Here is an 18406-nt window from a genome sequence, read left to right as displayed (position 1 = left end):
GCGGTGGCAAGGTCACGGCAAAATGACTCTGGATTCAACCGATTTATTCGGGGCCGTACTCGACCGCCGCGCGGTGCCCGTTCTGCTGCCGATGCCGGCGCCGAGGGCCTATTCCTATGTCGTGCCTGACGGCATGGCGGTCGAGCCGGGCTCGATCGTGCAGGTGCCGCTCGGTCCCCGGCTCGTGGTCGGCGTCGTCTGGGACGGTCAGGAGGACGGCACGGTCGATCGCAAGAAGCTGAAAGCGATCGAGAAGGTCTTCGACTGCCCGCCGCTCACCCGCGACATGCGCGCCTTTCTCGACTGGGTCGCCGCCTATACGGTGACGCCGCCCGGCCTCGTCGCCCGCATGGCGCTTCGGGCGCCAACCGCCTTCGATCCCGAACCGATGGTGGAAGCGCTGCGCCTGACGGAGATTCGGCCGGAACGGATGACGGCGGCGCGCGAGCGCGTGATCGCTGCGGCCAGTGACGGCTACTCCTGGACCCGCTCCGGCCTTGCCCATGCGGCCGGCGTCTCCTCGAGCGTCATCGACGGCCTTCAGGCGCGGGGCGTGTTCGAAACCCTGTTCATGCCGCCGCCTCCGGTCGTTGCCGCCCCCGATCCCGATTTCGCCGCTCCCCGCCTCGAAGGGCAGCAGAGGCAAGCGGCTGCCGATCTGCTCGCGACGGTCGAGGAAGGCAAGTTCTCGGTGTCGCTGATCGACGGGATTACCGGCTCCGGCAAGACGGAGGTCTATTTCGAGGCGATTGCCGCCACGCTTCGGGCGGGGAAGCAGGTGCTGATCCTGCTCCCCGAAATTGCGCTGACCGCCAGCTTCCTCGAACGCTTTCAGAGTCGTTTCGGGGCGAAGCCGGCGGAGTGGCATTCGGACCTTGCGCCGCGCACAAGGGAAAAGGTCTGGCGGCAGGTGACGACCGGCCAGGTGCGCGTCGTCGCCGGCGCCCGCTCGGCCCTCTTCCTGCCCTTCGAGGATATCGGCCTCATCATCGTCGACGAGGAGCATGATCCCGCCTACAAGCAGGAGGATCGCGTCTTCTACAATGCCCGCGACATGGCGGTGGTGCGCGGCCGGATCAGCGGTTTTCCGGTCGTGCTCGTCTCCGCAACGCCCTCGGTCGAAAGCCGGGTCAATGGTGAGGTCGGGCGCTACCGGCCGATTCATCTGCCGACCCGCTTCGGAGATGCGGCGCTACCGCATCTCGGCATCGTCGACATGCGCCGGCAGCCGCCGGAGCGCGGCGGATTTCTCTCGCCGGTGCTCCTGAACCAGATCGGCAAGACGATCGCCCGGGGCGAGCAGGCGCTTCTTTTCCTGAACCGCCGAGGCTATGCGCCGCTGACGCTCTGCCGCGTCTGCGGCCACCGCTTTCAATGCCCGGATTGCTCGAGCTGGCTCGTCGAGCATCGGTTCCGCGGCCAGATCCAGTGCCACCATTGCGGCTATTCGGAGCGGACTCCGGAGGCTTGTCCCGAATGCGGCACGCTTGATCATCTCGTTGCCTGCGGTCCGGGCGTCGAGCGCATCGCCGAGGAGGTCGAGCGGCATTTTCCCGAGGCCCGCACAATCGTGCTGTCCTCCGACCTGATGGGCGTCAAGCGGCTGCGGCTGGAACTCGAGGCGATCGCCAAAGGCGAGGCGGATATCGTCATCGGCACCCAACTCGTCGCCAAGGGGCACAACTTTCCGATGATGACCCTGGTCGGCATCGTCGACGCCGATCTCGGCCTTGCCAATGGCGATCCGCGCGCCGCCGAGCGAACCTTCCAATTGCTGTCGCAGGTGACGGGCCGTGCAGGGCGGACGGGTCTCAAGAGCCTCGGCCTGCTGCAGACCTATCAGCCGCAGCATCCGGTGATGCAGGCGATCGTATCGGGGGATTCCGACGCCTTCTACGAGCGCGAGATCCAGGAGCGCGAACGCGCGGTGCTGCCGCCCTTCGGCCGGCTCGCCTCTATCATCGTCTCCGCCGACTCCCGCCAGGACGCCGAGGGGCATGCGCGATCCTTGCGCAACGCCGCGCCGCGCGTCGACGGCATTTCGATCCTCGGGCCGGCCGAGGCGCCGCTGGCGCTGATCCGCGGCCGCCATCGCTTCCGTCTGCTCGTCCACGGGCGGCGCAGCAGCGACATGCAGGCCTTCCTGAGAGCGATGATCGCAGCGGGTCCGAAGGAGCGCGGATCGGTCAGCGTCCAGCTCGACGTCGATCCGCAGAGTTTCCTGTGATCGCATTGCAAGAGACTGCCGATTCCCATCGCCGCTCACATGCGCTAGATCGTGAGGCGCACCGCGGCGAATCACCTGCAGCATGTCGGAGATGCTGCAATCCGAAGACCGCCATAGAGGACGCGCGCAAGATCATCTGCCGCGGGGGGTGGACATGGAGTTCTATATTCCGACGGAAACCGGGGAGTTCGCGGCCTTCTGCGCGGCCGCTGTGGCGGCGCTGATCGGTCTCGTCATGCTCTTTGCGCCACGCCTTGCCTTTCGCGCGGCCGGCATCGGCCTTTCCGAAGGGCGCCGCGGCGGCCTGGCTGAGGCGCGGTCCACCATGGGCGGCATGCATGTCGGTCTCGGTCTCGGGGCCATACTGCTCGCCCAGCCGATGGTCTATCTCGCCGTCGGAGCCGCCTTTGCACTTGCGGCCTTCGGTCGCGCCCTGTCGATGATGAGCGACAATGGCGCAACGCTGTTCAACTGGCTCGCACTCGCCGTCCAGTCGGCGCTTGCGGCCCTTCCGCTTGCCTATGTCTTCGGGCTGATCTGACCGGAGCCGCGACGACGCAACGGAATTTACGGCAAAATTCGGCCGAACCCGCCGGGTAATGCCGCATTCCTGGCGCTGGCGTGTTGCGAGTCCAAACATCCTATGCTAGACGAACCGCGAATTGCGGGGGAAGTGGGTCTCACGGCCTCGATATCCTGCGAATTATTGCAGCAAATTCAAGAGGTTAGGCGAAACGGTTCGCTGGCGCTGACGCTCTTGGATGATTTTGAGAGAAGCTTGTGCCCGTGGCAGACACATCCCAGCTTATTTCCGGTGTTGCAGAAAGATATGCCTCTTCGCTCTTCGAGTTGGCGCTCGAGGCCGGCTCGGTCGAGACGGTTGGCGCCGAACTCGATCGCGTTCAGGCGCTGATCGACGGCAGCGACGACCTGAAACGCCTGGTCGTGAGCCCGGTCTTTTCCGCCGAGGATCAATTCAAGGCCGTTTCGGCGATTGTCGAGAAGGCCGGCTTCTCCTCGTTGGTCGGCAACTTCCTCAAGGTCGTTGCGCGGAACCGTCGCCTCTTTGCGCTGCCGGGCGTCGTCAAGGCTTTCCGCCTGTTCGCCGCCCGCCACCGGGGCGAAATTACCGCCGACGTCAGGTCGGCGCATGCGCTGACCGAAGCGCAGAAAACAGAATTGAAGGCGACGCTGAAAGGCGTCACCGGCAAAGACGTGGCGATCAACGTCACCGTCGACTCGTCTATTCTTGGAGGTCTGATCGTCAAGGTCGGGTCCCGCCAGATTGACACCTCCCTTCGCACCAAACTCTCTACCCTTAAGCTTGCACTGAAAGAGGTCGGCTGATGGATATCCGCGCCGCGGAAATCTCCGCAATTCTCAAAGATCAGATCAAAAATTTCGGCCAGGAAGCAGAAGTCTCCGAAGTCGGTCAGGTGCTTTCCGTCGGTGACGGTATTGCCCGCGTCTACGGCCTCGACAATGTTCAGGCAGGCGAGATGGTCGAATTCCCCGGCGGAATTCGCGGCATGGCGCTGAACCTCGAAGCTGACAATGTCGGTGTGGTTATCTTCGGCTCTGACCGTGACATCAAGGAAGGCGACACCGTCAAGCGGACCGGCGCCATCGTGGATGTCCCGGTTGGTCCGGAACTGCTCGGCCGCGTCGTCGACGCGCTCGGCAACCCGATCGACGGCAAGGGCCCGATCAATGCCAAGCAGCGCGCCCGTGTCGACGTCAAAGCGCCCGGCATCATTCCGCGCAAGTCGGTTCACGAGCCGATGTCGACCGGACTCAAGGCCATCGACGCCCTCATCCCGGTTGGCCGCGGCCAGCGCGAGCTCGTCATCGGCGACCGCCAGACCGGCAAGACCGCGATCATCCTCGACACGTTCCTGAACCAGAAGCCGATTCATGACAACGGCCCGGAGCAGGACAAGCTCTACTGCGTCTACGTCGCTATCGGCCAGAAGCGCTCGACCGTCGCCCAGTTCGTGAAGGTCCTCGAAGAGCGTGGCGCTCTCCAATACTCGATCATCGTCGCGGCCACCGCCTCCGATCCGGCGCCGATGCAGTATCTCGCCCCGTTCGCCGGCTGCACGATGGGCGAATATTTCCGCGACAACGGCAAGCATGCGCTGATCGGCTATGACGACCTTTCCAAGCAGGCCGTCGCCTACCGTCAGATGTCGCTGCTCCTGCGCCGCCCGCCGGGCCGCGAAGCCTACCCGGGCGACGTCTTCTACCTGCACTCGCGCCTTCTGGAGCGCGCCGCAAAGCTCAACGAGGACAACGGTGCCGGCTCGCTGACGGCTCTGCCGGTCATCGAAACCCAGGGCAACGACGTGTCCGCGTTCATCCCGACCAACGTGATCTCGATCACGGACGGTCAGATCTTCCTCGAAACCGACCTGTTTTACCAGGGCATCCGTCCGGCCGTTAACGTCGGTCTGTCGGTTTCCCGCGTAGGTTCCGCCGCCCAGATCAAGGCGATGAAGCAGGTCGCGGGCTCGATCAAGGGCGAGCTCGCCCAGTACCGCGAAATGGCGGCCTTCGCCCAGTTCGGCTCCGACCTCGACGCCGCGACGCAGCGCCTGCTCAACCGCGGTGCCCGCCTGACGGAGCTCCTGAAGCAGCCGCAGTTCTCGCCGCTGAAGACGGAAGAGCAGGTCGCGGTGATCTTCGCCGGCGTCAACGGCTACCTTGACAAGCTGCCGGTCAACCAGGTCAGTAAGTTCGAGCAGGGGCTGCTGTCCTATCTGCGCTCGGAAGGCAAAGCCGTCCTGGATGCGATCCGCACCGAAAAAGCGATCTCGGACGACACCAAGGAGAAGCTTAAGGCGGCAATCGACAGCTTCGCCAAGTCTTTCGCCTGAGTAGCCTTCAAGTAGGAACGGACAACGGATGCCTTCACTTAAGGATCTGAAAAACCGGATCGCCTCCGTCAAGGCGACGCAGAAGATCACCAAGGCGATGAAGATGGTCGCCGCGGCGAAGCTTCGGCGCGCGCAGGAGGCGGCCGAGGCCGCCCGGCCCTATTCGCAGCGGATGGCTGCCGTTCTCGCCAATATCGCCCAGGCGGTTGGTGCGGATGACAGCGCACCGCGGCTGATGACCGGGACCGGCAGGGATGACACGCATCTCCTGATCGTCTGCACCGCCGAGCGCGGCCTTTGCGGCGGCTTCAACTCGCAGATCGCGCGCTTTGCCCGCGATCATGCCCGCAAGCTGCTTTCCCAGGGCAAGACGGTCAAGATCATCTGCGTCGGCAAGAAGGGCTTCGACATTCTGCGGCGCGAATTCGCATCGCTTATCATCGACCGTGTCGACCTGCGTGAAGTCAAGAAGATCGGCTTCGAGAATGCGGACCGGATCGGTCACAAGGTCATCGATCTCTTCGATAATGGCGAGTTCGACGTCTGCACGCTGTTCTATTCCGAGTTCAAGTCCGTCATATCGCAGGTGCCGACGGCCCAGCAGCTCATCCCGGCATCGGCCGGCGAGATCGCGGCCGCCGAAGAACAGAGCGCATCGGCTATCTATGAGTACGAGCCGGATGCAGCCGCGATCCTGAGCGACCTCATTCCCCGCAATATCTCCGTGCAGATCTTCCGGGCCCTGCTCGAGAACGTCGCCGGTGAAATGGGCGCCAAGATGAGTGCCATGGACAATGCGACGCGCAACGCCGGTGAGATGATCAATAAGCTGACGCTCAACTACAACCGTCAGCGGCAGGCGCAGATCACCAAGGAACTCATTGAAATCATCTCTGGCGCGGAAGCGCTCTAAGGTTACGAGAAGAGGGTAAGAATTATGGCTAAGGCAGCTACCCCGAAAGAAACCGCAGCGGCGACCAAGCCCGCTGCTACCAAGAAGGCAGCTTCCGCCAAGACAGCCGCTGCGGCAACGGGTGCTGTCGGCCGCGTGACGCAGGTCATCGGCGCCGTCGTCGACGTCGCTTTCGAAGAGGGCAACCTGCCGCAGATCCTGAACGCGCTCGAGACCGACAACAAGGGCAACCGCCTGGTTCTCGAAGTCGCGCAGCATCTCGGCGAAAACACTGTCCGCACGATCGCCATGGATTCGACCGAAGGTCTCGTCCGCGGCCAGTCGGTCACCGATACCGGCAGCCCGATCTCGGTTCCGGTCGGCAAGGAAACGCTCGGCCGCATCATGAACGTCATCGGCGAGCCGGTCGACGAGGCCGGTCCGCTCATGACCGCCTCCCGCCGCGCCATCCACCAGGATGCTCCGGCCTATGTCGAGCAGTCGACGGAAGCGCAGATCCTCGTCACCGGCATCAAGGTCGTGGACCTGCTCGCTCCCTACGCCAAGGGCGGCAAGATCGGCCTTTTCGGCGGTGCAGGCGTCGGCAAGACCGTTCTGATCATGGAACTGATCAACAACGTCGCCAAGGCGCATGGTGGTTACTCGGTTTTCGCCGGCGTGGGCGAACGCACCCGCGAGGGCAACGACCTCTATCATGAAATGATCGAATCGGGCGTGAACAAGCACGGCGGCGGCGAAGGCTCCAAGGCTGCGCTCGTTTACGGCCAGATGAACGAGCCGCCGGGTGCCCGCGCCCGCGTCGCTCTGACCGGCCTGACGGTTGCCGAGCATTTCCGTGACGAAGGCCAGGACGTTCTCTTCTTCGTCGATAACATCTTCCGCTTCACCCAGGCGGGCTCGGAAGTGTCGGCTCTGCTCGGCCGCATTCCGTCGGCCGTGGGCTATCAGCCGACGCTGGCCACCGACATGGGCGCCATGCAGGAGCGCATCACCACGACGACAAAGGGCTCGATCACCTCGGTTCAGGCGATCTACGTTCCGGCCGACGACTTGACCGACCCGGCTCCGGCGACCTCGTTCGCCCACCTCGACGCAACGACCGTTCTGTCGCGCTCGATTGCCGAAAAGGGCATTTACCCGGCCGTGGACCCGCTCGACTCGACCTCGCGCATGCTGGACCCGATGATCGTCGGCGAAGAGCACTACGAGGTTGCCCGCAAGGTCCAAGGCACGCTGCAGCGTTACAAGTCGCTCCAGGACATCATCGCCATCCTCGGCATGGACGAGCTTTCCGAAGAGGACAAGCTGACGGTTGCCCGCGCCCGCAAGATCGAGCGCTTCCTGTCGCAGCCGTTCTTCGTCGCCGAAGTCTTCACCGGCTCGCCGGGTAAGCTGGTGGCCCTCGAAGACACGATCAAGGGCTTCAAGGGTCTCGTCAACGGCGAGTACGACTACCTGCCGGAAGCTGCGTTCTACATGGTCGGCTCCATCGAGGAAGCCATCGAGAAGGCCAAGAAGCTGGCTGCCGAAGCCGCCTGATCTTGAGATCGTGAACCGTGGCGCCTGGCGCCACGGTTTTCATTCTGCCGCGGCGTCAGCGGTTGAGAACATGCACAGCCGCCGTTCGTCGCGGTGCGCTTACCAGAAGTGAATGGTCATGGCCGACAGTTTCAATTTCGAACTTGTTTCCCCGGAGCGCCTGCTGCTTTCCGCACAGGTGATCGAAGTCGTCATCCCGGCAACCGAGGGTGAAATGACCGTGATGGCCAATCACGCGCCGACCATGACGACCGTCAAGCCGGGTGTCGTCACCGTCAAGATGGCCGATGGGAAGAACGAGCGTTTCGCCGTGTTCGGCGGTTTCGCCGATATCCTGCCGACCGGTTGTACGCTGCTTGCCGAATCGGCGGTCCATGTCGACGAACTCGACCGCTCGGTGCTCGAGAATCGCATCGCCTCGGTTCGCGCCGAGCTCGAAGGTGCCGGCGACGAGAAGAAGACCCGTCTCGAACAGTTCATTGCGGAACTGACCAAGCTTGGCGAGGTCGTCATCCCCGCCTGAAAGGGTCATCCCGACAAGGGAAACGAAGAGTAGAACTTCAGACCCCGCCTCAGTTCGCAGGCGGGGTTTTTTGTGGGTCGGCGAAACCGCTTTAGCGCGGCGGAATTGCCCCTCACCCTGGCCCTCCCCGCCCGCGCGGGGAGAGGGGATGAGCACTGCCGCGACCGCCCTCTTCATGGCAGAGGAACGGGCGGGGCGTTGCGAGTCACCTTCGCCCCGCTTGGGGGGAGAAAGGTGGCCGGCAGGTCGGATGAGGGAGACGCCTGGCTCCAGGAGAGTTCGCCGTCAACGCAAATACCCGGACCATGTCCGGGCATTTTCCGTATTCTGTTCCGAGGACGCGCCGGGAATGCGCATCATTCGATCGCCCAAGGGGCACCGCTTCAGCTTGCAGCCCTTTCCGTGCCGTTCCGCTGCGCGTAGTAGTGGCCGAAGCGGTTGGCGAGGAAGGTGTCGAGCGCAATATCTTCCTGGCGAACGAAACCCCGGTTCGGGATCTTGTCCTCCGCCAGCAGGTCGAGCACGGCGCAGATGCTTCCGGCCGTGGTGATCTGGATGGCGCTCTGCATCCGCCCGGCGACGACACCGCTATAGACCTTGTTGGCATAGGTTTCCTGAACGAGGTGTCCGTCGCGGAAGCCAGAAACGGTTACGAAGATGACCACAACGTCCTGGGTGGTGGTCGGCAAGGCGTTTTCCAGAATGTCCTTCAGGACCTCGCGGCGATGGCGCAGGCCGAGATCGTTCAAGAGCGCCTTGAAGATCGCGGCATGGCCGGGGTAGCGGATCGTCTTGTAGTTCAGCGTGCGGACCTTGCCCTCGAGCGTTTCGCAGAGCGTGCCAAGTCCGCCCGATGTGTTGAATGCTTCGTAGGTAATACCGTCGAGCGAAAACTCCTCGCGCCCTTCCATGGCGGGGACTTCGACCAGCGTGCCTTCGACGATGGCCTCGCAGGGCTCGATATATTCGTTGATGACCCCGTCCGTGCTCCAGGTCAGGTTATAGTTGAGCGCGTTCGAAGGATATTGCGGCAAGGCGCCGACGCGCATGCGCACGCTTTCGAGCTTGTCGAAGCGCCCGGCGAGATCATTGGCGACGATCGAGATGAAGCCGGGCGCAAGCCCGCATTGCGGGATGAAGGCGGAGATGGCCTTTGCGGCGATCGCCTTGACCCGCCGGGTCGATTCGACGTCTTCCGTCAAGTCGAGATAATGTATTTCCGCCTCGGCGGCAGCCTCGGCGATCGCTACCGTCAGGTGAAACGGTGCGGCGCTCAAGACGGCAAACTTGCCCTTGAGCAGATCGATAAGCGCTTTTCTGTCGGTGATGTCGATGGCGGTTGACGAAATGGCGTCGTGCTTTTCGATTTCCTGCAGTTGCTCGGCGCTGCGGTCGACGACGCAGACACGATAATCGCCGGAGTGGGCGAGCATGCGCGCGATCGTCGATCCGATCTTGCCGGCACCGATGACAACGATCTCTTTCATTGTTCTTCCCCTGATATGAGCTCTTCAATGTCATTGTCCTCCTTTCGGCCATTGCTTTAAAGCGCCGAAATGACTAAATCGACGAACACATTCGGCATTTCGCCGATCAGGATCGACATTATGCAGGTTTCCGATAAGGACCGTGAACTTCTCGCCATCCTTAGCGACAACGCCCGCATGCCGACGGCGACGCTCGCGCGCCGGCTCGGCCTCTCGCGCACGACCGTGCAGGCGCGTATCGAACGGCTCGAACGCGACGGCGTGATCGCGGGCTACGGCGTGCGGCTTTCGGAGAATTACGAAAAGGGCCTGGTGAAGGCGCATATGCTGATCACCATCGCGCCGCGGGCGTTGAACCGCGTTACGCCCGAGCTTGCCGCTATCCGGGAAATCCGGACGCTGCATTCGGTCAGCGGCAGTTTCGATCTCATTGCAATCGTCGCGGCAAGCTCGATCGGCGAGCTGGATCTGTTGATCGACCGCATCGGCGAAATCGAAGGCGTAGAAAAGACGCTCTCCTCGATCATCCTCTCGACCCGCATCGATCGCTGAGATTCGCCCTCAGCGTCGATCGATCCCTTTGATGGCATCGGCATTCCAGGCCGTGGGGCCAAGGATAAAGGAAACCGGCAAGCCGTCGCCCGGGGTCAGCCATTTCTCGCGATCGAAATAGGCTGCAGCAATGGTCTTCGGCTGCGTTCTGGCTGCCCGATTGGCAAGAAAATTGTAACGCGGCGTCGCGCCGGATTCTTGGCTGAACCGGATTCGGCTGCCGAAGCGCTTGAGATCGAACTCGTCGAGCGCCTGGATCTTCAGCGCGATGCTCTCGCGGTCGGCCCAGCGGACATGCGTGAGAAACACCGATGCAGCTCTTGCCGCAGCGCTGGTCACGGCCTGGGCGTCTTGGGGGTGTTCGATGTTCAACTTCACGCGGAAAGAGGTGATTTCGTCCTCCCCGCTGCCTTTGACAAAGATGAAGATCGACGAGCTTTTCTCCTCCCCTGGCCGGGGGAAGGGGACGAGCGACGAGCACTCCCAGCGGCTGCTCTCGGCTGCTTTCCATTCGAGATCGCTGAAGCCGGCCTCGCGCAGGCCATCGCAAAGCGTGCGCGGATCGCTGCGGATCTGTCGGTGGAACTGCTGTCCCGGCGCGTCGAGGTCTGCGAAGATCCGCTCCGGGAGCATCACTTCCAGCGGCTGTGGCTCACGCGGCGGTGGCGCACGCGGCGGGGGGCGAGGCGACTCTTCCGGTTTCGGTGCGCTTTCCGGCAGTCCCAGTGCCGCCAGAAGCTGCTTCAGATTGCGATGCTCGTTTGCAAGAAGCACGGTGGCGAGGATCGCCGTGAAGATCAGCACGACGGTACCCATGAAGAAAGCAATGCCGGCGCGGCCCCTATGCTTGCTCTCCATCGACCTGCAACTCGCTTTCACCCAATTGGAAGGGCGCACAATACGGGACGAGGGTGCCGCTCTCCAAGAGGCTTCTCGCAGCTAGTGAATTCGACCGCGCTGCGCTTCTATCCGTGCTGTCTTCCAAGTGGAATAGCCGAAGGCGAGAAGAAATATCGCCGTCATCAGCAGCACGATGGTCGGCGCCGGTGCGCTGTCGATGAAGAAGGAGATGTATACGCCGGAGAAGGACGCGACGACGGCGATCAGGACCGCGGCAACGAGCATGCCGCTGAAGGTGCGTGTCAGGAGATAGGCAATCGCGCCGGGTGCGATCAGCATGGCGATTGCGAGGATCAGCCCGACGGCTTTCAGCGCGCCGACGATCGTCAACGACAGGATCGCAAGCAGGCCGTAATGCAGCCACGCGACCGGAAGCCCGACAGCACGCGCCTGGGCTGGATCGAAGGCGTGAAGCAGCAGGTCGCGCCATTTGAACGCGAGGACGCCGGCGGAAAAGACGGCTATCGCGCCCGTCTCCAGGATATCGCCCCAGCCGATGCCGAGCATATCGCCGAAGAGGATGTGATCGAGATGCACATCGCTCTGGATCTTCACGTAGAGCACGAGCCCGAAGCCGAACATGCCGGAAAAGACCACGCCCATCAACGTGTCCTGCTTGATGCGACTGTTTTCCTTGAGATAGCCGGTCAGGAGCGCGCAGCACATGCCGGCGGCGAAGGCGCCGACGGCGAGCGGCAGCCCGACGATGTAGGAGACGACGACGCCCGGGAAAACCGCATGCGAGATCGCGTCACCCATCAGCGACCAGCCCTTCAGCACGAGATAGCAGGAGAGCATGGCGGTGGGGATTGCCACCAGCACCGAGATGATCAGGGCGTTACGCATGAACTCGAATTCGAAGACGGCGGTCAGCATGTCGAGAGATATCATCGCTGAGCCTCCAGGGCTGCGGATGCGCGGCGGCGGGCGGCAATGAGGCCGTGCTTCGGCGCGAAGGCGAAAGCGAGAAAGAAGATCAGCGTTTGCAGCACGATGATGATGCCGCCGGTGGCGCCGTCGAGGAAATAGCTCGCATAGGCGCCGACGAAGCTGGTGAGCGCGCCGATGGCGATGCTGATCAGGATCAGCCGCGGGAATCGGTCCGTGAGCAGATAGCCAGTCGCGCCGGGCGTCACGACCATGGCTATGACGAGAAAGGCGCCGACGGTCTGTAGTGCGGCAACGGTGGAGGCGGACAGCAGGGTGAAGAACAGCACTTTCAGGAGTGTCGTGTTGATGCCGATCGAGCGGGCATGGCTCTCGTCGAAGAAGGTCACCATCAGATCCTTCCATTTCGCCGAGAGGATCGCGAGAGAGACGAAGCCGATGATCGCGAGCTGCAGCGTGTCGGCGGGGGTAATGGCGAGGATATTGCCGAGCACGATCGTCTGGATGTTCACTGAAGTCGGCGACAGCGAGACCATGAAAAGCCCGAGGCCGAAGAAGGAGGTGAAGATCAGGCCGATGATCGTATCCTCCTTGAGCCGCGTCCGCTGGTTGAGGAACAGCATGGCCCCGGCGGCAAGCGTGCCGGAGAAGAAGGCGCCCAGCGAGAAGGGGAGGCCGAGCATATAGGCGCCGGCGACGCCGGGCACGATCGAATGGGAGAGCGCGTCGCCGATGAGTGACCAGCCTTTCAGCATCAGATAGGCCGAGAGGAAGGCGCAGACGGCGCCGACCAGCGCGCTGACCCACATGGCGTTCACCATGTAGGAATAGGTGAACGGCTCCAGGAGCGTCACGATCATTCGGCGTCCGTCTCCGCTTCTGTTTCGGGCTTCGCCGGTTGCGGCACCATCTGGCCTTTCGCGCCATACATGACGAGCGGCCGCTCGTCGTCGCTGATGACCGAAAGCTGCCGCGGGTCCGCATCCTCATGCAGGCTTTCGCCGCCGAGCACGAAATGGCGCAGCACGCCGCCGAAGGCGAGTTCGAGATTGTCGCGGGTGAAGGTGGACTCGGTCGGGCCGTAGGCGAGCACGGTGTTCTTCAGGAGCACGGCCCGGTCGCAGAATTCCGGCACGCTGCCAAGATTGTGGGTGGAGACGAGCATCACCCGCCCCTCATCGCGCAGGTCGAGGAGCAGTCGGATGATCGCGTCCTCGGTCCTGACGTCGACGCCAGTGAAGGGCTCGTCGAGCAGGATGACCCGGCCATCCTGCGCGAGCGCCCGGGCGAGGAAGACGCGCTTCTTCTGCCCCCCGGAAAGCTCCCCAATCTGGCGCTTGCGGAAATCGCTCATGCCGACGCGTGCCAGAGCCGCTTCGACCGCTTCGTGGTCCGCCTTTTTCGCCATGCGCAGCATGTTCATATGGCCGTAGCGGCCCATCATGACGACGTCTTCGACGAGGACCGGGAAGTTCCAGTCGACTTCCTCGGCCTGCGGCACATAGGCGACAAGGTTCTTCTTGAGCGCCTGCGGCACGGTCAGGCCCAGAACGGAGATATCGCCCTTGGTGAGGCGGACGAAACCCATGATCGCCTTGAACATCGTCGACTTGCCGCTGCCATTGACCCCGACCAGGGCGGTGATCGTCCCGGTCGGAATCGCGAAGGAAGCATCGCTGAGCGCCCGGTGGCCATTGCGATAGATGACGGTCGCGTCGCGGACGCGAATGCCGCTTCCCTCGTCTTGGGGTGCCGGCCGCGTTAGCGGCCGAGCCTTTGTCTGAAGGTTCATTGCGAAAGACCTTTCGCGATGGTTTCGGAGGTGACGCGCAGCAGGTCGATATAGGTGGGAACGGGACCGCCGGCCTCACTCAGAGAATCCACATAGAGCACCCCGCCATATTTTGCACCCGTCTCGCGCGCCACCTGCATGGCCGGATCGGGCGAAATCGTGCTCTCGGAGAAGATCACCGGTATGTTGTTGGCCCTGACCGCGTCGATCACCTTGCGCACCTGCTGCGGCGTACCCTGCTGGTCGGCATTGATCGGCCAGAGATAGAGCTCCTTCAGGCCGAAATCGCGGGCGAGATAGCTGAATGCGCCCTCACTCGAGACGAGCCAACGCTTTTCGGCAGGAATCCTGTCCAACTCCGCGCGGATCGGCGCGATCGTCGCCTCGATCTCTTTCTTGTAGGCGTCGGCGTTCGCCTTGTAGGTCTCCGCGTTTTCGGGGTCATGTTCGACGAAGGCATCGCGGATGTTGTCGACATAGATCAGCGCCGCCGTCGGCGACATCCAGGCATGCGGGTTCGGCTTGCCGGTATAGGGGCCTTCGGCAATGCCCATGGGCTCGACCCCCTCGGAGACCACGACGCCCGGAATATTGTCGAGGTTCTGGAAGAACTTCTCGAACCAGAGTTCGAGGTTGAGCCCGTTCCAGAAGATCAGTTGCGCGTCGTGCGCCTTCAAGATGTCGCGCGGGGTCGGCTGATAGTTGTGGATCTCGGCGCCGGGCTTGGTGATCGATTCGACGATCGCCGCATCGCCCGCGACGTGCTGGGCCATGTCGGCGATGACCGTGAAGGTGGTGACGGCCTTGAATTTTTCCGCCGCCGTCGCGCTGGCGGGAGCGAGCGATAGGGTAGCAATTGCCGCGGCGGCCACCAGCGCCGCACGCCTCGTCAGATCGATCATTCGTATCTCCATTCGTTAGCTCCCATTATGGGTAGGCGAATAGCCTGAATAAGTCAATGCAAATGAGAACCATTTGCAACTAGCTATTTTCAATTTCGCGGCCCTTGGCTAGTGTCGGCGGATGACAAAGACGAAGAATAAGGTCGAGGAACTGGAGGGAATCCTGCGCGATGGGGGCGTGCGCGTGACACGCCAGCGGGCCGCCATCCTGAAGATCCTGGCCGAAGCCGAAGACCATCCGGACGCAAGCGAGTTGCACAGACGCGCCAAGGAGATCGATGCGACCGTGTCGCTCTCGACCGTCTACCGGACGCTTTCGGCGCTGGAGCAGCAGGGCGTCGTGCAGCGGCACGCCTTCGAGAATGCCACCGCTCGTTTCGAGACTGCCGACGCCCCGCATCACGACCACCTGATCGACATCGACACGGGCGCGGTGATCGAGTTCCGCTCCGACAAGATCGAGCAGTTGCAGGCGGAGATCGCCGCAGAACTCGGCTACGAGCTCGTGCGCCACCGGCTGGAGCTCTATTGCCGCAAGCGCAAGGATTGAGTTGGACGCTTCGTGGCGGCGATGCCTCGATCGCAAAGAAGGGCCTGCCTAATGGCTCTTGTAAGGGACGCACTCCGCCTCAATTCCGCCGTTTCCGATCGTTCCATACCAACGACGAAAACCGGGGCTGTTTCCAGCCCCGGCGCCGCATCTCCGCTTCTCTGGCGCCGCCCCAGAGCCCGGGCGGCGCCTTTGTCGTGGCTTAGTTGGTCTGCCAGCTCTTGACCAGCTCGTCGTAATTGACGGTGATCGGCTTTTCCTTCTCGTTCTCGATCTTCAGCTGCGGAGCGAGATTGCCGGCCTTGACGGCTTCCGCGTTCCAATATTCGAGATCGTGCTCTTCGGCGAGCTTCGGTCCGATATCACCCTGGATGCCGGCGCGTTCCAGGCGCTGCAGCACCTTCTCCTGCTCGGCGCAAAGCGAGTCCATCGCTTCCTGCGCGGACTTGGCGCCGGAAGAGGCATCACCGATCGCCTGCCACCACAGCTGCGCCAGCTTCGGATAGTCAGGCACGTTGGTGCCGGTCGGGGTCCACTGCACGCGGGCCGGCGAGCGATAGAACTCGATCAGGCCGCCGAGCTTCGGAGCGCGCTCGGTGAAGCTTGGATGGTCGAGCGTCGACTGGCGGATGAAGGTGAGGCCGACATGGCTCTTCTTCACGTCGACGGTCTTGGACGTCACGAACTGGGCATAGAGCCAAGCGGCCTTGGCGCGATCTTCCGGCGTGGACTTCAGCAGCGTCCAGGAGCCGGCGTCCTGATAGCCGAGCTTCATGCCGTCCTTCCAGTAGACGCCGTGCGGGGAGGGCGCCATGCGCCACTTCGGCGTGCCGTCGGCATTGACTACGGGCAGGCCGTCCTTGACCATATCGGCGGTAAAGGCCGTGTACCAGAACATCTGCTGGGCGATCGCACCCTGGGCCGGAACCGGGCCGGCTTCGGAGAAGGTCATGCCCTGGGCTTCCGGCGGCGCGTAGTTCTTGAGCCAGGTCAGGTACTTGTCGATCGAGTAGACTGCGGCCGGGCCGTTGGTGTCGCCGCCGCGGGCGACGCAGGAGCCGACGGGCCTGGAGTTCTCGTCGACCTTGATGCCCCACTCGTCGACCGGGCGGCCGTTCGGGATGCCCTTGTCGCCATTGCCGGCCATCGACAGCCAGGCGTCGGTGAATCGCCAGCCGAGCGACGGGTCCTTCTTGCCATAGTCCATATGGCCATAGACCTTCTTGCCGTCGATCTCGCGGCCGTTGAAGAACTCGGCGATATCCTCATAGGCCGACCAGTTGACCGGCACGCCGAGGTCGTAGCCGTACTTGGCCTTGAACTCTTCCTGAATCTTCGGATCGCTGAACCAGTCGTAGCGGAACCAATAGAGGTTGGCGAACTGCTGGTCGGGAAGTTGGTAGAGCTTGCCGTCCGGAGCGGTGGTGAAGGACTTGCCGATGAAATCGTCGACGTCGAGGTTGGGGTTGGTGACGTCCTTGCCTTCGTTTTCCATCCAGTCGGTGAGGTTACGGGCCTGCTGGTAACGCCAATGGGTGCCGATCAGGTCGGAGTCGTTGATATAGGCGTCGTAGACGTTTTCGCCGGATTGCATCTGCGTCTGCAACTTCTCGACGACGTCGCCTTCGCCGATCAAGTCGTGGGTGATCTTGATGCCGGTGATCGCGGTGAAGGCCGGCGCCAGCACTTTCGATTCGTATTCATGGGTGGTGATCGTTTCGGAGACGACCTTGATCTCCATGCCGGCGAAGGGTTTCGCCGCATCGACGAACCATTGCATTTCCGCTTCCTGGGCGCCGCGGTCGAGCGAAGAGAGGTCGCCGACCTCCTTGTCCAGGAACTGCTTTGCCTCATCCATGCCGGCAAAGGCCGAGCCGGTAATGGCCAGCAGCATGGCTGCCGTCGTTGTCAAAAGGTGCCTTCGCATTAAGTCCTCCCTTGGGTTTTGCGATTGCGTTGCCTTGCAGTTTCGAAGGGCGCCCCGAGGCCTACCCTTCATTCCGGTGCCTCAGACGTAGCGGAACACGCCGATGGCGTAGATCACCGAGAGGGCAATCGCCCACCAGAGATTTGCGCCGATCAGCCCCAGCCAGGCGAGGTGAATGAATGCGCTTCCGAGGAGCGACACGAAGAGACGGTCGCCGCGCGTCGTTTCGAAGCGCAGGATGCCGACGCGTGGGTTTCCGCCGGGCCGGGCATATTCCCAAACAGCCATCAGCGACAGCAGCGCGAAGATCGTCAGAAAGAACATGGCGGTCGGGAAGGACCAGGCCATCCAGCCGCCGGGGATCAGTGGGGCGAACCAGTCGCGCTCGCCGTCCTTGACCGGCAGAGCGGAAAGCAGCAGGCCCGCGGCGACGATATAGATGACGAGCACGGCGACGAGTGCGACGGGCCAGCGGTTCTTGCGAGTGGCGATGGTTGCCATCAGACCCTCCCCAGGGCAAAGCCCTTGGCGATGTAGTTGCGGACGAAATAGATCACGAGCGCGCCGGGAATGATCGTCAGCACGCCGGCGGCGGCGAGCACGCCCCAGTCGAGGCCGGAGGCCGAGACCGTGCGCGTCATCGTCGCGGCGATCGGCTTGGCGTCGGTCGTCGTCAGCGTACGGGCGATCAGGAGTTCGACCCACGAGAACATGAAGCAGAAGAAGGCGGCGACCCCGATGCCCGAGGCGATCAGCGGCACGAAGATCTTCGCGAAGAAGCGCGGGAAGGAATAGCCGTCGATATAGGCGGTCTCGTCGATCTCCTTCGGCACGCCGGACATGAAGCCTTCCAGGATCCAGACGGCGAGCGGCACGTTGAACAGGCAGTGCGCGATCGCGACCGCGATGTGGGTGTCGATCAGGCCGAAGGCGGAATAGAGCTGGAAGAAGGGCAGGGCGAAAACCGCGGGCGGCGCCATCCGGTTGGTCAAGAGCCAGAAGAACAGGTGCTTGTCGCCGAGGAAACGATAGCGCGAGAAGGCATAGGCCGCCGGTAGTGCCACGGACACCGAGATGATGGTGTTCAGGACCACATATGTGATCGAGTTGATGTAACCGTTGTACCAGGATGGGTCGGTGAAGATCACCGTGTAGTTGCGGAGCGTGGGGTTCTGCGGCCAAAGCGAGAACGTGCTCAGGATCTCGCTCGTTTCTTTGAAGCTCATATTGACGAGCCAGTAGATCGGCAGCAGCAGGAAGACGATGTAGAGCGTCGGCACCAGCCAGGAGAGGCGCTGCGACAGCGGTTGCTTGGTAGTGATCATGGTTT

18 protein-coding genes are annotated in these 18406 nt (G+C 62.8%); 9 read left to right on the top strand and 9 right to left on the bottom strand.

Annotated features, from left to right (window positions below):
- The first annotated feature begins 22 nt into the window (after positions 1 to 22).
- The 7 genes from SJ05684_RS14945 to SJ05684_RS14915 all read left to right on the top strand — a co-directional run bounded on the left by SJ05684_RS14945 (position 23) and on the right by SJ05684_RS14915 (position 8078).
- Positions 23 to 2227, top strand: a complete 2205-nt coding sequence (locus SJ05684_RS14945) for a primosomal protein N' (protein WP_034853039.1) — start codon at positions 23 to 25, stop codon at positions 2225 to 2227.
- Between the two features lie 154 nt (positions 2228 to 2381).
- On the top strand, positions 2382 to 2768 hold the full coding sequence (locus tag SJ05684_RS14940; RefSeq protein WP_034853116.1) for an AGROH133_08824 family phage infection protein: 387 nt from the start codon (positions 2382 to 2384) through the stop codon (positions 2766 to 2768).
- Positions 2769 to 3007: 239 nt separating this feature from the next.
- Entirely contained in the window at positions 3008 to 3574 is a 567-nt protein-coding gene (locus tag SJ05684_RS14935; protein WP_034853040.1) for a F0F1 ATP synthase subunit delta, read from the top strand.
- The gene (gene atpA / locus SJ05684_RS14930; protein ID WP_034853042.1) at positions 3574 to 5103 is read left to right on the top strand and encodes a F0F1 ATP synthase subunit alpha; all 1530 of its coding nucleotides are present in this window, start codon (positions 3574 to 3576) and stop codon (positions 5101 to 5103) included. Before SJ05684_RS14935 ends, atpA begins: the two co-directional genes overlap by 1 nt.
- A 28-nt stretch (positions 5104 to 5131) precedes the next feature.
- Positions 5132 to 6016 (top strand): F0F1 ATP synthase subunit gamma, encoded by an 885-nt coding sequence (locus SJ05684_RS14925; RefSeq protein ID WP_034853044.1) that lies wholly within the window; start codon positions 5132 to 5134, stop codon positions 6014 to 6016.
- Between the two features lie 24 nt (positions 6017 to 6040).
- Positions 6041 to 7555, top strand: a complete 1515-nt coding sequence (gene atpD, locus SJ05684_RS14920; RefSeq protein WP_034853045.1) for a F0F1 ATP synthase subunit beta — start codon at positions 6041 to 6043, stop codon at positions 7553 to 7555.
- Positions 7556 to 7673: 118 nt separating this feature from the next.
- Positions 7674 to 8078 carry a F0F1 ATP synthase subunit epsilon gene (locus SJ05684_RS14915; protein WP_034853118.1) on the top strand — a complete coding sequence of 135 codons (405 nt, stop codon included), beginning with the start codon at positions 7674 to 7676 and terminating at the stop codon, positions 8076 to 8078.
- Between the two features lie 383 nt (positions 8079 to 8461).
- On the opposite strand, the gene SJ05684_RS14910 is transcribed toward SJ05684_RS14915, so the two are convergent.
- Entirely contained in the window at positions 8462 to 9565 is a 1104-nt protein-coding gene (locus SJ05684_RS14910) for a saccharopine dehydrogenase family protein (RefSeq protein ID WP_034853047.1), read from the bottom strand.
- Between the two features lie 120 nt (positions 9566 to 9685).
- Between SJ05684_RS14910 and SJ05684_RS14905 the strand changes: the two genes are divergently transcribed.
- Positions 9686 to 10117 (top strand): Lrp/AsnC family transcriptional regulator, encoded by a 432-nt coding sequence (locus SJ05684_RS14905; RefSeq protein ID WP_034853120.1) that lies wholly within the window; start codon positions 9686 to 9688, stop codon positions 10115 to 10117.
- A gap of 9 nt (positions 10118 to 10126) precedes the next feature.
- Here the strand turns inward: SJ05684_RS14905 and SJ05684_RS14900 are convergent, their stop codons facing one another.
- From SJ05684_RS14900 to SJ05684_RS14880, 5 genes are all read right to left on the bottom strand, one after another.
- Positions 10127 to 10975: a DUF6030 family protein gene (locus SJ05684_RS14900; protein WP_034853049.1), complete on the bottom strand. Its 849-nt coding sequence runs from the start codon at positions 10973 to 10975 to the stop codon at positions 10127 to 10129.
- An 81-nt stretch (positions 10976 to 11056) separates the two neighbouring features.
- Positions 11057 to 11908, bottom strand: coding sequence for a metal ABC transporter permease (locus SJ05684_RS14895; RefSeq protein ID WP_034853051.1), 852 nt, complete (start codon positions 11906 to 11908; stop codon positions 11057 to 11059).
- On the bottom strand, positions 11905 to 12765 hold the full coding sequence (locus SJ05684_RS14890) for a metal ABC transporter permease (RefSeq protein WP_095694283.1): 861 nt from the start codon (positions 12763 to 12765) through the stop codon (positions 11905 to 11907). Before SJ05684_RS14890 ends, SJ05684_RS14895 begins: the two co-directional genes overlap by 4 nt.
- Positions 12762 to 13697: a manganese/iron ABC transporter ATP-binding protein gene (locus tag SJ05684_RS14885; RefSeq protein WP_034853058.1), complete on the bottom strand. Its 936-nt coding sequence runs from the start codon at positions 13695 to 13697 to the stop codon at positions 12762 to 12764. Before SJ05684_RS14885 ends, SJ05684_RS14890 begins: the two co-directional genes overlap by 4 nt.
- Complete coding sequence (locus SJ05684_RS14880; RefSeq protein WP_034853060.1) at positions 13694 to 14599, bottom strand: metal ABC transporter substrate-binding protein; 906 nt, start codon at positions 14597 to 14599, stop codon at positions 13694 to 13696. Before SJ05684_RS14880 ends, SJ05684_RS14885 begins: the two co-directional genes overlap by 4 nt.
- A gap of 121 nt (positions 14600 to 14720) precedes the next feature.
- Here SJ05684_RS14880 and SJ05684_RS14875 point away from each other — a divergent pair, with 121 nt between their 5' ends.
- Positions 14721 to 15149, top strand: coding sequence for a Fur family transcriptional regulator (locus SJ05684_RS14875; RefSeq protein ID WP_034853062.1), 429 nt, complete (start codon positions 14721 to 14723; stop codon positions 15147 to 15149).
- A 202-nt stretch (positions 15150 to 15351) separates the two neighbouring features.
- Here SJ05684_RS14875 and SJ05684_RS14870 read toward each other — a convergent pair whose 3' ends face one another.
- The 3 genes from SJ05684_RS14870 to SJ05684_RS14860 all read right to left on the bottom strand — a co-directional run bounded on the left by SJ05684_RS14870 (position 15352) and on the right by SJ05684_RS14860 (position 18401).
- Positions 15352 to 17076: an ABC transporter substrate-binding protein gene (locus SJ05684_RS14870; RefSeq protein WP_034853064.1), complete on the bottom strand. Its 1725-nt coding sequence runs from the start codon at positions 17074 to 17076 to the stop codon at positions 15352 to 15354.
- A gap of 81 nt (positions 17077 to 17157) precedes the next feature.
- Positions 17158 to 17577, bottom strand: coding sequence for a DUF2160 domain-containing protein (locus tag SJ05684_RS14865; protein WP_034853066.1), 420 nt, complete (start codon positions 17575 to 17577; stop codon positions 17158 to 17160).
- Positions 17577 to 18401, bottom strand: coding sequence for a carbohydrate ABC transporter permease (locus SJ05684_RS14860; protein WP_034853068.1), 825 nt, complete (start codon positions 18399 to 18401; stop codon positions 17577 to 17579). The genes SJ05684_RS14865 and SJ05684_RS14860 overlap by 1 nt, the downstream gene beginning before the upstream one ends.
- Positions 18402 to 18406 lie beyond the last annotated feature (5 nt).

Source organism: Sinorhizobium sojae CCBAU 05684 (assembly GCF_002288525.1).
GTDB classification, from domain to species: Bacteria; Pseudomonadota; Alphaproteobacteria; order Rhizobiales; family Rhizobiaceae; genus Sinorhizobium; species Sinorhizobium sojae.
The sequence above is the reverse complement of the archived record's forward strand: the minus strand, read 5'-3'. Positions and strand labels throughout refer to the sequence as shown.